Raw genomic sequence first — 13826 nt, forward strand, 5'->3', positions numbered from 1 at the left:
TCCGACCAAGAGCCACGAGATGTCCAAGCGCAGTGACGGCACGCTCGGCGAACTGCTGGCGCCTGTCAGGTGAGCCCAGCGCCGCTACCATCTCCGGTTGGGCGTAGGTAGACAGTCGTGATGCCGGGGGGAGCCGACGGAAGGCCCGGGCGTGCACGCCCCCCGCTCCGCGGTTACCTTCGGGCCGCCATGTCCCTTCGCAAGGATTACATCGAGCGGCTCATCGAGGAGTTCGCCGCCGCGCTGGCCCGCATCATCAAGGCGCGCCGGGAGAAGAAGCTCGCGGACGCCCAGCGCCTCATCCAGGAGACGGCGCTGTCCACGCTGGGCATGGAGTACGCCGCGCTGCTGATGGCGGACCCGGTGTCCACCGCGCGACTGCTGGGCTCCCCCACGCGCGTGAAGGTGCTCGCGCGTCTGGTCGCCGAGGACGGAGAGTTGATCGCCGAGCAGGGCGACACCGCCACGGCCACTTCCCGCATTCACTACGCGCTCGCGCTGTACGACGAAGTCCAGGCCCTGGGCCTCACGCTGGATTCGGATGACACGGCCACCCTCGCCCGCCTGCGCGGCCTGCTGGCGGCGCCTGACGCCCGCTGAACGCAATCCCTCACACCCGTCCGGGAGATGGGTCCGCTACCTGACAGAGTGAGCGCCGGGATGTCTTCCATTGGGCGTGTCTGAAGGCACCCCCGGGGACCCCTGGGTTGCATGTCAGTCCATTCCCCTGGTTACAATGGCAGGCCATTTCTTCACGCCAGACACCTGGGGGGTGTGCGTGTCTTTCATCCAGCTTCCGCGGAGCGTCGTCTCGTGCCGTAACCTCGTTGGAGGAAGCTGGCAGGTGCCGCCCGGTGCGGCGCACCTCGATGTCCGGAGCCCCTATACGGGCACCGTCATTGGCAGGGTTCCCCTGACGCCCGCATCCGGAGTCGCCCAGGCGGTGGAGGCCGCGAAGGCGGCGGCGGCGTCCTGGAAGGACACCTCGCTGCGGGAGCGCACGCAGTACCTGTACCGCTTCCGCCAGTTCCTCGAGCGCGACCTGGACGCCCTGGCCCAACTGGCCGCCAGCGAGGCGGGGAAGACGGTGGCGGAGGCCCGCGCGGGCCTGCTCAAGGGCATGGAGGTCTGCGACTTCGCGCTGTCCCTCCAGAACTTCGACACGGGCGCGCACCTGGAGGTCAGCCGCGGCATCTCCTGTGAGTACCGCCGCGAGCCGCTGGGCGTCGTCGCCGGAATCACTCCGTTCAACTTCCCGGCCATGGTGCCGATGTGGATGTTCCCCATCGCTGTCACGCTGGGCAACGCCTTCATCCTCAAGCCGTCGGAGAAGGTGCCGCTGACCGCGTGCGCGCTGGGCGAGCGCATGTGCGAGGCCGGCTACCCCGCGGGCGTCTTCTCCGTCGTGCACGGTGGCAAGGAGGCGGTGGACGCGCTGGTGGCGCATCCGGACGTGCAGGCGGTGGGCTTCGTCGGCTCGTCCGCGGTGGCGCGCCACCTGTACGCGGAGGGCTGCAAGCGCGGCAAGCGCGTGCTGGCGCTGGGCAGCGCGAAGAACCACCTCATCGTCGTGCCGGACGCGGACCCGGAGCTGACGCCGCAGGCGGTGGTGGACTCGTTCACCGGCTGCGCGGGCCAGCGCTGCATGGCGGCCAGCGTGCTCCTCGCGGTGGGCAACGTGGAGTCCCTTCTCCAGGAAGTCGTCCGCCGCGCGGCGAAGCTGGAATTGGGCCCCGGCATGGGCGCGCTCATCGACCGGGGCTCGCTGGACCGCTTGGAGACGGCCATTGCCCGCGCGGAGGCCGAGGGCGCGCGGGTGCTGCTGGACGGCCGTGGCCACAAGCCGCAGGGCGAGCCGTGGTCCGGCGGCAACTGGCTGGGTCCCACGCTGCTGGACGGCGTGCGTCCGGAGATGGAGGCCGCGCGGCGCGAGCTGTTCGGCCCGGTGCTCTCCATCGTCCGGGTGCCCACGCTGTCCGCGGCGCTGGCGGTGGAGAACGCGTCGCCCTACGGCAACGCGGCGTCCATCTTCACCACGAACGGTGGGGTGGCGCAGACGGTGGTGGAGGGCGTGCGCGCCGGCATGGTGGGCGTCAACGTGGGCGTCCCTGTCCCGCGTGAGCCGTTCTCCTTCGGTGGCACGGGCGATTCGCGCTTCGGGCACGGGGACATCACCGGGCCGTCCAGCCTCGAATTCTGGACGCAGGTGAAGAAGGTCACCCGCAAGTGGTCGGCCCGGACCGACGGCTCGTGGATGAGCTGAAGCGCGCCCCACGACGCGAAGCACCGCCTCCCGCACCCCGACTTTGCTCCCGCGCCCGCAAGGAGGGCGCTCCCATGGCCGAGAAAAAGAATCTCAATCACATCCGCCTCACCTCCCACCCGGATGGCGACGTCCCCAGCGTCCCCATCCGTTGGGGAGACGGCGAGCCGACGCGCCGCGGCCCCGTCGTCGCCACGCTGACGGAAGCCGGGCACCGCAACGTCATCGGCACGCATGCCGGCGCGTATGCCGTGTACCGCGCGCTCGCCGTGGCCGCGGGCATGCTGCCGCAGGACCACCGGGCCGACCTGAAGAACACCGCGCCCGCCGCGCAGGTGGGGCCGCATCCGTCGTGGAGCGACCCGCAGCGCATCGTCTCGCTGGACCCGTGGGGCGCCATCGCGCCGCAGGCCTTCCGGCCCTTCGCGGAGCAGGGCATCGACTTCCGGCCGACCATCGCCGTCACCAAGGCGCACATCAACTTCCCCGAGGTGCGCGACGCCATCGATGCCGGGCGCTTGACGCCGGACGGGGACCTGCTGCGCGACAACGGCGACATCAAGGTGACGAAGGCCGCGGTGGACCCGGTGTGGTACCTGCCGGGCATCGCGAAGCGCTTCGGCATGACGGAGAGCGCGCTGCGCCGCGGCCTCTTCGAGCAGACGGGCGGCATGTTCCCGGAGCTGATTACGCGCCCGGACCTGCACGTCTTCCTGCCGCCCATTGGCGGGCTGACGCTGTACGTCTTCGGCGGCATCGAGACGCTGGCGGACCGGGACGTGCCGCTGACGGCGCGCGTGCATGACGAGTGCAACGGCTCCGACGTGTTCGGCAGCGACATCTGCACCTGCCGGCCCTACCTGGCGCACGGCATCGAGGAGTGCGTGCGCACGGCGCAGGCGGGCGGCGCGGGGCTCATCGTCTACCTGCGCAAGGAAGGCCGGGCGCTGGGCGAGGTGACGAAGTTCCTCGTGTACAACGCGCGTAAGCGGCAGGAGGGCGGCGACTCCGCGGCCACCTACTTCCAGCGCACCGAGTGCGTGGCCGGCGTGCAGGACATGCGCTTCCAGGAGCTGATGCCGGACGTGCTGCACTGGCTGGGCATCACCCGCATCCACCGCTTCGTGTCGATGAGCGACATGAAGCACGACGCGATTACGCGCTCGGGCATCGAAATCCTGGAGCGCGTCCCCATCCCCGACGAGCTCATCCCCGCCGACGCCAAGGTGGAGATGGAGGCGAAGAAGGCCGCGGGTTACTTCACGCAAGGGCCTGTGGCGGACGCGGCGGGGCTGGCGCAGGTGAAGGGGCGGGACCTCGATGTCTGATTCCTCATTGGCCAGGCCGGACCTCTCTCCCGCGGTGGCGTGGCTGCGCACGCCGTCCGCCATCCGCGAGCGATGCCACCAGCTGTTGGACCTGGGGCTGGCGGGCAAGCTGGAGCACTTCCGTGTCGAGCCGTCGCGGCTGCCCATCGTCGTGGACACGGTGCTGCACGTGACGCGCGAGCACTACCCCACGCTGGACGTGCCGCTGCACAGCCGCTGGCGCCACTTCGACGTGGGCGGCGTGGCGCGGTTGGCGGAGCTGGAGGCGCGGCTGAAGGACGCCTCGCTTCAAGAGCGGGCGCGCGCGAAGCTGGACCTGGTGGTGGTGAGCGTGCTGCTGGACGCGGGCAGCGGCCCGCAGTGGCGCTACCAGGAGGCCGGCGGGAAGACGTGGGCGCGCTCCGAGGGGCTGGCCGTGGCCAGCTTCCGCATGTTCATGGAGGGGCGCTTCTCGTCGGACCCGGACCGGCCGCTGCGCGTGGACGCGGAGGCGCTGGGGCGGCTCACGCGCGAGGCGCTCGCGCAGGGCATGCAGGTGACGGACGCCAACCCGGTGGATGGGCTGGAGGGCCGGCTGCACCTGCTGCACGGGCTGGCGAAGGTGCTGCCTCGGCCAGGGGCGCTGCTGGACATCATCACCGCGCAGCAGCGCAGCGTGCGCGCCTCGGAGCTGCTGGGGCTGGTGTTGGAGGTGCTGGGCCCCATCTGGCCGGGTCGGGTGATGGTGGACGCGGTGAACCTGGGCGACGTGTGGCCACATCCCGCGCTGGGGTCGGTGGAGAGCCTGGAGGCGCTGGTGCCCTTCCACAAGCTGTCGCAGTGGCTGACGTATTCCCTGGTGGAGCCGCTGTCCGAGGCCGGTGTGGTGGTGACGGAGCTGGATGGCCTCACCGGCCTGCCCGAGTACCGCAACGGTGGCCTGCTGGTGGACCTGGGCGTGCTGTCTCCCCGGGAGCCGCGCCTCTTCACGCAGTCCTTCCACCCGGGTGATGAGCCCATCGTGGAGTGGCGTGCGCTGACGGTGGCGCTGCTGGACCGGGTGGCGGCGCTGGTGCGTGGCCGGCTGGGCCTGAGCGCGGAGGAGCTGCCGCTGGGGAAGGTGCTCCAGGGTGGCACGTGGACCGCGGGCCGGCGCGTGGCGGCGGAGCGGCGTCCCGGGGGTGGGCCGCCCATCCGCGTGGACAGTGACGGCACGGTGTTCTGACGGGAGGACGCAATGGAGTTTCCGAACTGCACGGTGGTGGACCACCCGCTGGTGAAGCACAAGCTCACGCAGATGCGCCGGGTGGAGACGAGCACCGCCTCCTTCCGGGCGCTGCTCCAGGAAATCTCACTGCTGCTCGCCTATGAGGCGCTGAGAGACCTCAAGGTGCGCGAGGAAGAAATCCAGACGCCCATGGCGCGCACGGTGGCGCCGGTGCTGGATGGCAAGAAGCTGGTGCTGGTGGCCATCATGCGCGCGGGGCAGGGCATCCTCGACGGGATGTTGCAGTTGGTGCCCTCCGCGCGCGTGGGGCACATCGGCCTGTACCGGGACCCGGAGACGCTGTCGCCGGTGGAGTACTACTACCGCGTGCCCGGCCAGCTCGCGGACCGGGACGTGGTGGTGTGTGACCCGATGCTCGCCACGGGGAACTCGGCGGTGGCCGCGCTCCAGCGGCTGAAGAAGAGCAAGCCCGGCTCATTGCGCTTCGTCTGTCTGCTGGCGTGCCCAGAGGGCCTGGCGAACCTGCGCGAGCACCACCCGGACGTCCACGTCTACACCGCGGCCATCGACGAGCGGCTGGACGAGCACGGCTACATCCACCCGGGCCTGGGCGACGCGGGCGACCGGCTCTTCGGGACCAAGTAGCGCGGTGGAGGAGATACCCCTCACCCGGCAACGGTGACTTGGCGCGCGGCCGTGTCCGGGACAGGATGCGCGCCGCGGACGGGGCCGGCGCAATCGGTTGGGGTGCAGTGATGCAAGGAATGCTTGTTCGCGCCCGGCGCATGATGACCTGGCTGGGCTGCGCCAGTGTGCTGGGACTGTCGGGAATCGCCCAGGCGGGGGCGGAGCCGTGCGCGTGCTCCACGTCGAACCAGAGCGTCGTCTCCGAGGTGCCGTGCCTCATCTTCCGCGCGTCCGTCAGTTGCGGGCTGAGCAACGTGCGCAACGCCTGTGCGCAGACGGTGACGCTGGTCGACTGGCCGTTGTCGGGCTGTTCGGACAGTGTGTGCACCCAGGCGCTCGCGCCAGGTGACGAGGCGGGCTTCATCTTCGGCAGGGAGGAGTCTGAGAGCGAGCGCTTCGTCGAGCAGTCCTACACGGTGCAGGTGGACGGCGTGGACCAGCGGCTCGCCATCAGCGCGGAGGTGACGTGCAGGGACGTCCGCGATTCCGATGGCTGTGCAGCGGCGCCGGGTGCGCTGGGCGCGGCGGGGGTGGCGCTGCTGGTGGGCGCGGTGGCTCGCCGGCGCCGTGGCGCTTGAGCGCAGGCCCTGAGCGGCACGGTCCGCCAGCTCCCGGGGGGCCTTCCAGGGATGCCGGGTGTCTGGACTAGGGTGGAGGCGTGTCCGCCTCCGTCCTGCTGCTGTTGCCCCTGCTTTGTGCCTCCGCCCCCACGCGCGTGGAGCTGGTGTTCGGTGGGGATGTGATTCCCCATGGCGAGGTGAAGGAGGTCGCGAGGCTGCACGCCCGCGCCGGGGCGCCGCCACCGGACGGAGGCCGGGCGCCCTCGCTCAACCATGAGGGCTGGGACCACGTCTTCGGGCCCATCGCGGACGTGCTGCGCACGGCGGACGTGGGCGTCGTGAATCTGGAGACGCCCGTCACCGACAACAAGAAGGCGGTCGCGCGGGAGCTCTTGTTCAACGCGCCGTCGGCCATGGTGCACGCGCTGGCCTCGGCCGGGGTGAAGGTGGTCTCCACCGCGAACAACCACGCGAGGGACCAGCACCCCGCGGGCATGTTGGAGACGTTGCGGCACCTGGACGCGGCGGGCATCCGTCATACGGGCACGGGCGCGACGAAGGACGCCGCGTGGGAGCCCGCCTTCGTGGAGGTGCGCGGCGTGAAGGTGGGGTTCCTGTCCTTCACGCGCATGCTGAATGGCTTTAGCAATCCGAAGGATGCGCAGGCGCCGCACGTCGCGCTGGTGCCCTATGCGGGGCACGAAGCGCACCGGGGGATTCAGCCCGAACAGGTCGTGGAGGCCGTGCGCGCCGCGGCGGCGCGGTGTGACGCGCTCATCGTGCTGGCGCACTGGGGGACGGAGTACAAAGGGGAGCCACGGCCCGAGGACCGCGAGCTGGGACGCGCACTGCTGGACGCGGGGGCGAGGGCGGTCATCGGGCACCATCCGCACGTGCTCCAGCCGCTGGAGTCGTACCAGACGGTGGATGGGCGCAAGGGGCTCATCGCGTACTCGCTGGGCAACCTGGTGGCGAACCAGGACCGCTTCTACCGGCACGAGGCGGGGGCGAAGAGCTCGGGGGGCGACCGGCGGGACTCGATGTTGCTGAGGCTGTCGCTGGTGCGGCCCATGCCCGGTGTGTCGGTGGCCCTGGAGGAAGTGGCGGTGCTGCCGGTGTGGATTGAGAACAACGCGGTGGGGCGGGCGCGAAATGAGTCGCGGAACATCCAGCCAGTGCTCATCGACCGGGAGGTGGAGGAGGTGACGGCGCGGCTGGCGTTGCTGGCGGCGCGCCCCGCGCCTCTGGACAAGGAGACTCTCGCGCAGAAGGCCTTGCTGGAGCGGCGGCTGGAAGGCTCCAAGCACCGGCGTGAGCGCATTCTCCGGATGTTGCCGGAAGGGTTCGCGGTGGCGTCCCCCGAGTTGCGTTGGCGTGGGATGGAGACTGTGCCTCCAGGACGGTTGGCCTCACAGCCGTGATGGCAAAGGCACACGTGGGTGTGCCGAAGTTCATCCTTGCTGTGAGATGTCCATGGTCTTTCAATTGGGCGGACTTTGGGGTGAGTCGGCTTCTGAGCAAGTCACACCGGGGGTTGGGATAGAGTGCACCCTATGCGTCAATCCGCCATCCTCCTCCTGCCTCTGTTGTTGCTGGCCTGCAAGAAGGACTCGAAAGAGCCGGACACGAAGCAGGCCGCGGTTCACGTCAAGATTGGCCACCACCCGAAATTCAGTAAGGGCTGCATCACGGTGGAGGCCCATGGTGGCACCGGTGAGACGGAGCGGGCGGAATTCAAGGAGTCCCAGTTCGACTCCAACGACCCGGTGTTGAACGTCGCCGTCTTCCGGAAGGCGGACTGGGCGCGGGACGTCGAAATCACCGTCAAGGTTTTCGAGAAGGGGTGCGCGGAGGAGCAGTTGGTGGATGAGCGGAAGCGGACCTTCAGCTTCGCCTCCGCGGGCCGGCAGGAGTGGTTGCTCGAGGACTTGCACACCGCTGACGAGGACGGTGACGGCTTCGTCCCACCGGGTGGTCCGATGAACCGGGGGACGGACTGCGATGACCTGCGGGAGGCGGCTTACCTTGGCGCGCCGGAGCTCTGTAACGGCCTGGATGACAACTGCGACGGCCAGATGGAAACGGGTGTCGTCAACAGGGTCTGGTACCAGGACGGCGACCGCGATGGCTTTGGACTCGATGGGCCCGGTACGGAGGCCTGTGACCCGCCGAGTGAACATCATGTCGAGGTGACGGGGGATTGTAACGACGAGCGGGCCGACATCCATCCAAACGCCGTGGAGGCATGCAACGGCTCGGATGACAACTGCGACAATCGCGTCGACGAGTTGTTCACGGAGGGGCAGGGGGCCCTGGGGACGGCGTGCACGGAGTTCTGCAACGGGACGTATGCATGCAACGACGCGCAGACGGGGACGGTCTGCGTCGGCACGCCTCCGACGCCGCTCTACGCGGACGCGGACGGCGACGGAGAGGGCGAGAAGGACAGCGCGCCGGTGGGAGGGCTGTGCCCTGGCGAGACACCGCCTGAAATGATGGCGACGAACGCGCTGGACTGTGATGACGCAGACCGCGACACGAACACCCAAGGGACGGAGGTCTGCGACGGCCTGGACAACGACTGCGATGGACAAGTGGATGAGCAGATGTCCTGCGGCTCGCTGATGAAGGTGGCGGACACCGTGCTGGAAGGGGGCGACTGGAGGACGGTGGCGGTGCACCCGAGTGGTTACCCGGTGTGGGTGGCGGGATTGGACGGCAAGCTGGCGGTGAAGATGACCGCGACGTCAGCGTTCGTGAGCCACGGCGGGGATACGACGACTCGGTGTGGTCCTGCACAAAACTCGCTGGACTGGCACGCCGCATGGGTCAACCCCAACAATGGTTATGTGGTGGTAGCCGGAGAGGACGGCTGGGTGGGCGAGCACAATGGGGGATCCTGCTTCGCAAGCCAATTAAACCTCAATGGAGGCAGTGACTACTTCTCGGGTGTCGTTGGGATAGGAGATCCCATTCAGATATTTGTCGTCTCCAGCTTGGGCCACTTGCACGAGTGGACGGCCCAAACTACGCACCACGACTCGCCCGGTCGGTACTGGGGCCTCCATGCGCTCGGCCCGAATGCACTGTATGCAGTGGGATCGACAGAGGCGTCGTCACCGCTGACGCCGGTGGTGAATCTCTACACCCGCACCCCCCCCGACACCTCCTGGGGCACTCCGGCAGTGCACATCCTCCAAGGGACCGCGGGCTACAACGGCGGCTTGCGAGCGGTATGGGCTGCGGACGCGACGCTCATCTACGCGGTGGGCGACGGCGGCTTGGTGGTGAAAGGCAGTGGGCAGTCAAGGGACTGGGAGCGGGAGCTTCCTCCCTCGGGGCCCGCAGTCGATTACGTCAGTGTGGCTGCCCCGCCCGGAACCATGAATGCCTACGTCATTGGCAACGTGGCTGATGCAGGACGGCTACAGCGGCTGACCCCGAACGGGTGGGCCAAGGCTCCAGCCTTCGCTACGGGCGAGCCAAGCGTGCAGCTCCGCGACATCGCGGTGACCTCCACGAGCAACTTCTGGATCGTCGGCGATGATGGAAACGTCTACCACTTCCCGGAGCCAGCTCCCTCCACTCAGCCATAAGTCGATGGGTTGGAGTTGGCAGGGTTTTGCCCAAGCTGTCTGTCTAGCCTAATGTCCAGGCATGCTTGGTGCAATGACTTGGGGGCGGTGCCTGTCCCTCGCCGCATGCATATGGATTGTCATCCCCGTGCATGCGGCCAGAGCAGATGGCGATTTTGAGCGTCACATCGCGGAGGCCGTGCGCCTCTATGATGAACTCGAATACGAGCGTGCCCTCGAGCAACTGGAGCGTGCCCGAGGAAGCCTCCGAGGCACGCGCGATCGAGTGAAGTTTGCGTTGCATCGCGGCATCATCAGCGCGGACCTCGGGCGGTGGCAGGCGGCGCGTGACGAGTTCCGCTCAGCCCTCCTGCTGGAGCCAGATGCACGCCTTCCCTTGCGCGTTTCCCCCAAGGTCTCACGGGAGTTCGAGGCCCAGCGTGCACTCGCGAAGGCTGAGCTGGCGCGTAGGCGAAAGGACTCGCCCAGGCGTGAAGCGGTGCGCGTCGAGCAGCCCGAGGTGGAAACGGAGTCGATTGCGGACGCTTCTTCTGGGCTGCCTGCCGCGCTGACACCTGACCAACAGGCTACGGCTTCGAGCCCCATGGAAGTCCAAGGCACGACAGCTACGCCGAGCCCTTCCTGGCGGCGCATCGGGGGGCGGCAGGTGCCGCTTGCCAGTCTGGTGCTGCTGGGCGCTGGCATTGCGGCAACCGGTACGGGAACCGTCTTCGGCGTCTCTTCTCGAGGACATATCTCGGACGCTCGGGAGGCAAGGTTCCACGAGCAGCTCGTGGAGCGTCACGGCCGTGCGCAGCGCAGCGCGAGAACGGCCAACGTCCTCTTTGGTACGGCGGGGGTTGCGGCGGCGGGCGCCCTGGTGACCTGGCTCCTGTTGGGAGAGCGGGACGAGGCTGTCACGCAGCAAGGGGAAGCACGATGATGCGCTGGAGCATGGTCTTGCTGCTGCTGTTCACCGCGTGCTCAGTCCCGAGCCTGGAGGAGCTCCAAGGGGAACGTCCCCTGGCATGTGATGCGCAGCATCCCTGTGGGGCGGGACAGGTATGTGTTTTTGGTGCCTGTCAGGAGAGTCCCTGTGGCTCAACCACGCCGACGGTGGCATATGCGGATGCGGATGGGGACGGCTTCGCAGCGGTGGATGCGCCTTCGCGCGTGTTCTGTGGCGCCGTTCCGGCTGGCTATTCCACAACCCTGGGAGACTGCGATGACGCGCGCGCGGAGGCTTATCCTGGCGCGCCGGAGCTTTGTAACGGCCTGGATGACAACTGCGACGGCCAGATTGAAACGGGGGTCGTCAACAAGGTCTGGTACCTGGACAAGGACCGCGATGGCTTTGGACTCAATGGGCCCGGCACGGAGGCCTGTGACCCGCCGAGTGAACTTCATGTCGAGGTGACGGGGGATTGTAACGACGCGCGCGCCGACATCCATCCAAACGCTGTGGAGGCGTGCAACGGCGTGGATGACAACTGCGACGGGCGCGCCGACGAGCTGTTCACGGAGGGGCCGGGGGCGTTGGGGACGGCGTGCACGGAGTTCTGCAACGGGACGTATGCCTGCAACGACGCGCAGACGGGGACTGTCTGCGTCGGCACGCCTCCGACGCCGCTCTACGCGGACGCGGACAACGACGGAGAGGGCGAGAAGGACAGCGCGCCGGTGGGCGAGCTGTGTCCTGGCGCGCCGCTGCCTTCGATGATGGCGGCGAACACGCTGGACTGTGATGATGCTGACCCTGGCACGAACACCCAGGCGACGGAGGTCTGCGACGGGCTGGACAACGACTGCGACGGGCAGGTGGATGAGGAGATGTCCTGCGGCTCGCTGAAGAGGGTGGTGGACCCCGTGCTTGCAGGGGGCAATTGGAGGACGGTGGCCGTGCACCCGAGTGGTTACCCGGTGTGGGTGGCGGGATTGGGTGGCAGGCTGGCGGTGAAGATGGACGCGACTTCAGCGTTCGTGAGTCACAGCGGGGATACGACGACTCGGTGTGGGCCGGCCGGAAACACGCTGGACTGGCACGCGGCGTGGGTCAATCCCAATAACAGCTATGTGATTGTGGTCGGTGAAGACGGTTGGATGGGCGAGCACAACGGGGGCTCCTGCTTCACCACTGAAGTGAGTCTCCCTGGCACCAGTGACTACTTCTCAAGCGTTGTCGGAATCGGAAGTCCAGCTCAGGTATTTGTCGTCACCAGCTTGGGCCACTTGTATGAGTGGACGGCCCAAACTACTCGCCACGACTCGCCCGGCCGGTACTGGGGGCTCCATGCATTCGGTCAGGATGCGCTGTATGCAGTGGGCTCGACAGGGGAGTCGTCACCGCTGACGCCGATGGTGGGTCTCTATACCCGCAGCATCATCTGGGGCACTCCTTCAGTGCAGAACCTCCAGGGGACCGCGGGATACAACGGCGGCTTGCGAGCGGTATGGGCTGCGGACGCGACGCTCATCTACGCGGTGGGTGACGGCGGCTTGGTGGTGAAAGGCAGCGGTCAGTCGAGGGACTGGGAGCGGGTGCTTCCTCCCTCGGGGCCCGCGGTCAATTACGTCAGTGTTGCCGTGCCGCCGGGAACCGAAACGGCCTATGTCATGGGCAATGACGGCAACAGGGGACGACTGCACCGGCTGACTCCGCACGGATGGGCCAAGGCCCCAGCCTTCACCCCAAGCGCACCAAACGCGCCGCTCCGCGACATCGCCATGACCTCCTCAAGCAACTTCTGGATCGTCGGCGACGACGGAAACGTCTACCACTTCCCGGAGCCGTAGCCCTCAGCCTCCGCCCCGTCCCTCAGGCCCTGAGGGCGGGGCGCGGTCCTCGCGAGTCAGCTCCCGCAGGGCCACGATTTTCTCCAGCAGCGGCCCTCCGTGTTTCATCCGGGCAATCCGCTGTGACGGATAGATGCCCCGGTGCCCCGTGAGCAGGTACGCCACCGTGGCCACAATCGCCACGTGGGGCAACACATTCGCCCCCAACAGCTCCACGGCCATGATGGACAGCGCCAGCGGCGTGTTCGCCGCGGCCGCGAACAGGGCCGCCATGCCCACCGCCGCACCCAAATCCAACGGCAGGCCCAACAGCCGCGCCAGGACGTTGCCCAGCGACGCGCCGATGAAGAACAGCGGCGTCACCTCGCCGCCGAGGAATCCCGCGGCCAGCGTCACCACCGTGAAGGCAAGCTTCCACGCGAACGCCGACACGGGCAGCGCCGGGTCCTCGAAGGCCCGCTGGATGCCCGGTACCCCCAGGCCCAGGTAGTCATCCGTACCGGCCAGCAGCCACAGCAGCAGCACGGCCAGACCGCCCAGCGCCATCCGCAGCGGCAACACCTGCACGCGCTGCTCCAGCAGCTTCTTCAGCCGGTGCATCAGCTCCACGAACACCGCCGCCACCACGGCCACCGCCACCGCGAACACCAGCCACTTCGCCAGCACCGCCACCGTCAGCGGCAGCGCCCCCGGCGCCGGATACGGCGTGTGGTGGATGCCCAGCCCCCGCGTCACCATGTCTCCCACCACGGATGCCACCAGCGCGGGCAGCAGGGCCTCGTAGCCCATGCGCCCCACCACCACGACCTCCAGCCCGAACACCGCCCCCGCCACCGGCGTGCCGAACACCGAACCGAACCCACCCGCGATGCCCGCGGCCAGGAGCTCGCGGCGCGTGTCCGGGCCCACCCGGAAGCGCCGCGCCACCAGGTCCGCCAGACTGCCGCCCATCTGCACCGCGGTGCCCTCGCGGCCCGCGCTGCCGCCGAACAGGTGCGTCAGCACCGTCCCCACCAGCACCATGGGCGCCATGCGCACCGGCACCTGCGCGTCGCTCGCGTGCACCGTGTCCAGCACCAGGTTGTTGCCCCCGCGAATGGGCCCACCCCACTTCCCGTACACCGCCCCCAGCACCAGCCCCGCCACCGGCAGCGCGTACACCAACCACGGGTGCCCTTCCCGGAAGTGCGTCGCTTCGTCCAGCAGGTACAAAAAGACCGCGGACGCCACGCCGCAGACGACGCCCACCAGCCCACCCAGGAGCAGCCACTGCATCAGCGCTCTCGTGCCACGGGAAAGATTCACGTGAAACACTCCGGACCTGGGTGAAACATGATGAAACACCGCGTCAAAGGTTTGCTCCGCGTCATTCTTACGACATCGACTCAAACACGGGTGAGGTCATCACAACAC

11 protein-coding genes are annotated in these 13826 nt (G+C 68.4%); 10 read left to right on the forward strand and 1 reads right to left on the reverse strand.

Annotation, left to right across the window (positions count from 1 at the left end):
• Positions 1–189 precede the first annotated feature (189 nt).
• From FMP39_RS02070 to FMP39_RS02115, 10 genes are all read left to right on the forward strand, one after another.
• Positions 190–600 carry a hypothetical protein gene (locus FMP39_RS02070; RefSeq protein WP_141588355.1) on the forward strand — a complete coding sequence of 137 codons (411 nt, stop codon included), beginning with the start codon at positions 190–192 and terminating at the stop codon, positions 598–600.
• A gap of 136 nt (positions 601–736) precedes the next feature.
• Positions 737–2263, forward strand: coding sequence for a CoA-acylating methylmalonate-semialdehyde dehydrogenase (locus FMP39_RS02075; protein ID WP_141588356.1), 1527 nt, complete (start codon positions 737–739; stop codon positions 2261–2263).
• Positions 2264–2337: 74 nt separating this feature from the next.
• Positions 2338–3591: a GTP cyclohydrolase II gene (locus FMP39_RS02080; protein ID WP_141588357.1), complete on the forward strand. Its 1254-nt coding sequence runs from the start codon at positions 2338–2340 to the stop codon at positions 3589–3591.
• Complete coding sequence (locus tag FMP39_RS02085; RefSeq protein WP_141588358.1) at positions 3584–4795, forward strand: DUF1688 family protein; 1212 nt, start codon at positions 3584–3586, stop codon at positions 4793–4795. The genes FMP39_RS02080 and FMP39_RS02085 overlap by 8 nt, the downstream gene beginning before the upstream one ends.
• A 12-nt stretch (positions 4796–4807) precedes the next feature.
• Entirely contained in the window at positions 4808–5443 is a 636-nt protein-coding gene (gene upp / locus FMP39_RS02090) for a uracil phosphoribosyltransferase (RefSeq protein WP_141588359.1), read from the forward strand.
• Positions 5444–5583: 140 nt separating this feature from the next.
• Positions 5584–6063, forward strand: a complete 480-nt coding sequence (locus FMP39_RS02095) for an MXAN_0125 family MYXO-CTERM protein (protein ID WP_141588478.1) — start codon at positions 5584–5586, stop codon at positions 6061–6063.
• A gap of 80 nt (positions 6064–6143) precedes the next feature.
• A complete protein-coding gene (locus tag FMP39_RS02100) occupies positions 6144–7466 on the forward strand; it encodes a CapA family protein (RefSeq protein ID WP_141588360.1) in 1323 nt (440 codons plus the stop codon).
• 132 nt (positions 7467–7598) lie between these two features.
• Complete coding sequence (locus tag FMP39_RS02105; RefSeq protein ID WP_228557567.1) at positions 7599–9641, forward strand: putative metal-binding motif-containing protein; 2043 nt, start codon at positions 7599–7601, stop codon at positions 9639–9641.
• 127 nt (positions 9642–9768) lie between these two features.
• Positions 9769–10563: a hypothetical protein gene (locus tag FMP39_RS02110; RefSeq protein WP_228557568.1), complete on the forward strand. Its 795-nt coding sequence runs from the start codon at positions 9769–9771 to the stop codon at positions 10561–10563.
• Positions 10560–12413 (forward strand): putative metal-binding motif-containing protein, encoded by a 1854-nt coding sequence (locus FMP39_RS02115; RefSeq protein ID WP_141588363.1) that lies wholly within the window; start codon positions 10560–10562, stop codon positions 12411–12413. The genes FMP39_RS02110 and FMP39_RS02115 overlap by 4 nt, the downstream gene beginning before the upstream one ends.
• 3 nt (positions 12414–12416) lie before the next feature.
• Here the strand turns inward: FMP39_RS02115 and FMP39_RS02120 are convergent, their stop codons facing one another.
• Positions 12417–13718, reverse strand: coding sequence for a chloride channel protein (locus FMP39_RS02120; protein ID WP_141588364.1), 1302 nt, complete (start codon positions 13716–13718; stop codon positions 12417–12419).
• Positions 13719–13826: the final 108 nt, after the last annotated feature.

Source organism: Myxococcus sp. AB056, from assembly GCF_006547365.1.
GTDB lineage: Bacteria > Myxococcota > Myxococcia > Myxococcales > Myxococcaceae > Myxococcus > Myxococcus virescens.

Bases quoted from the DNA above. Each gene is read 5' to 3' on its own strand.
- FMP39_RS02070 (WP_141588355.1), top strand. From the start codon at position 190: ATGTCCCTTCGCAAGGATTACATCGAGCGGCTCATCGAGGAGTTCGCC.
- FMP39_RS02075 (WP_141588356.1), top strand. From the start codon at position 737: ATGGCAGGCCATTTCTTCACGCCAGACACCTGGGGGGTGTGCGTGTCT.
- FMP39_RS02080 (WP_141588357.1), top strand. From the start codon at position 2,338: ATGGCCGAGAAAAAGAATCTCAATCACATCCGCCTCACCTCCCACCCG.
- FMP39_RS02085 (WP_141588358.1), top strand. From the start codon at position 3,584: ATGTCTGATTCCTCATTGGCCAGGCCGGACCTCTCTCCCGCGGTGGCG.
- upp (WP_141588359.1), top strand. From the start codon at position 4,808: ATGGAGTTTCCGAACTGCACGGTGGTGGACCACCCGCTGGTGAAGCAC.
- FMP39_RS02095 (WP_141588478.1), top strand. From the start codon at position 5,584: ATGATGACCTGGCTGGGCTGCGCCAGTGTGCTGGGACTGTCGGGAATC.
- FMP39_RS02105 (WP_228557567.1), top strand. From the start codon at position 7,599: ATGCGTCAATCCGCCATCCTCCTCCTGCCTCTGTTGTTGCTGGCCTGC.
- FMP39_RS02115 (WP_141588363.1), top strand. From the start codon at position 10,560: ATGATGCGCTGGAGCATGGTCTTGCTGCTGCTGTTCACCGCGTGCTCA.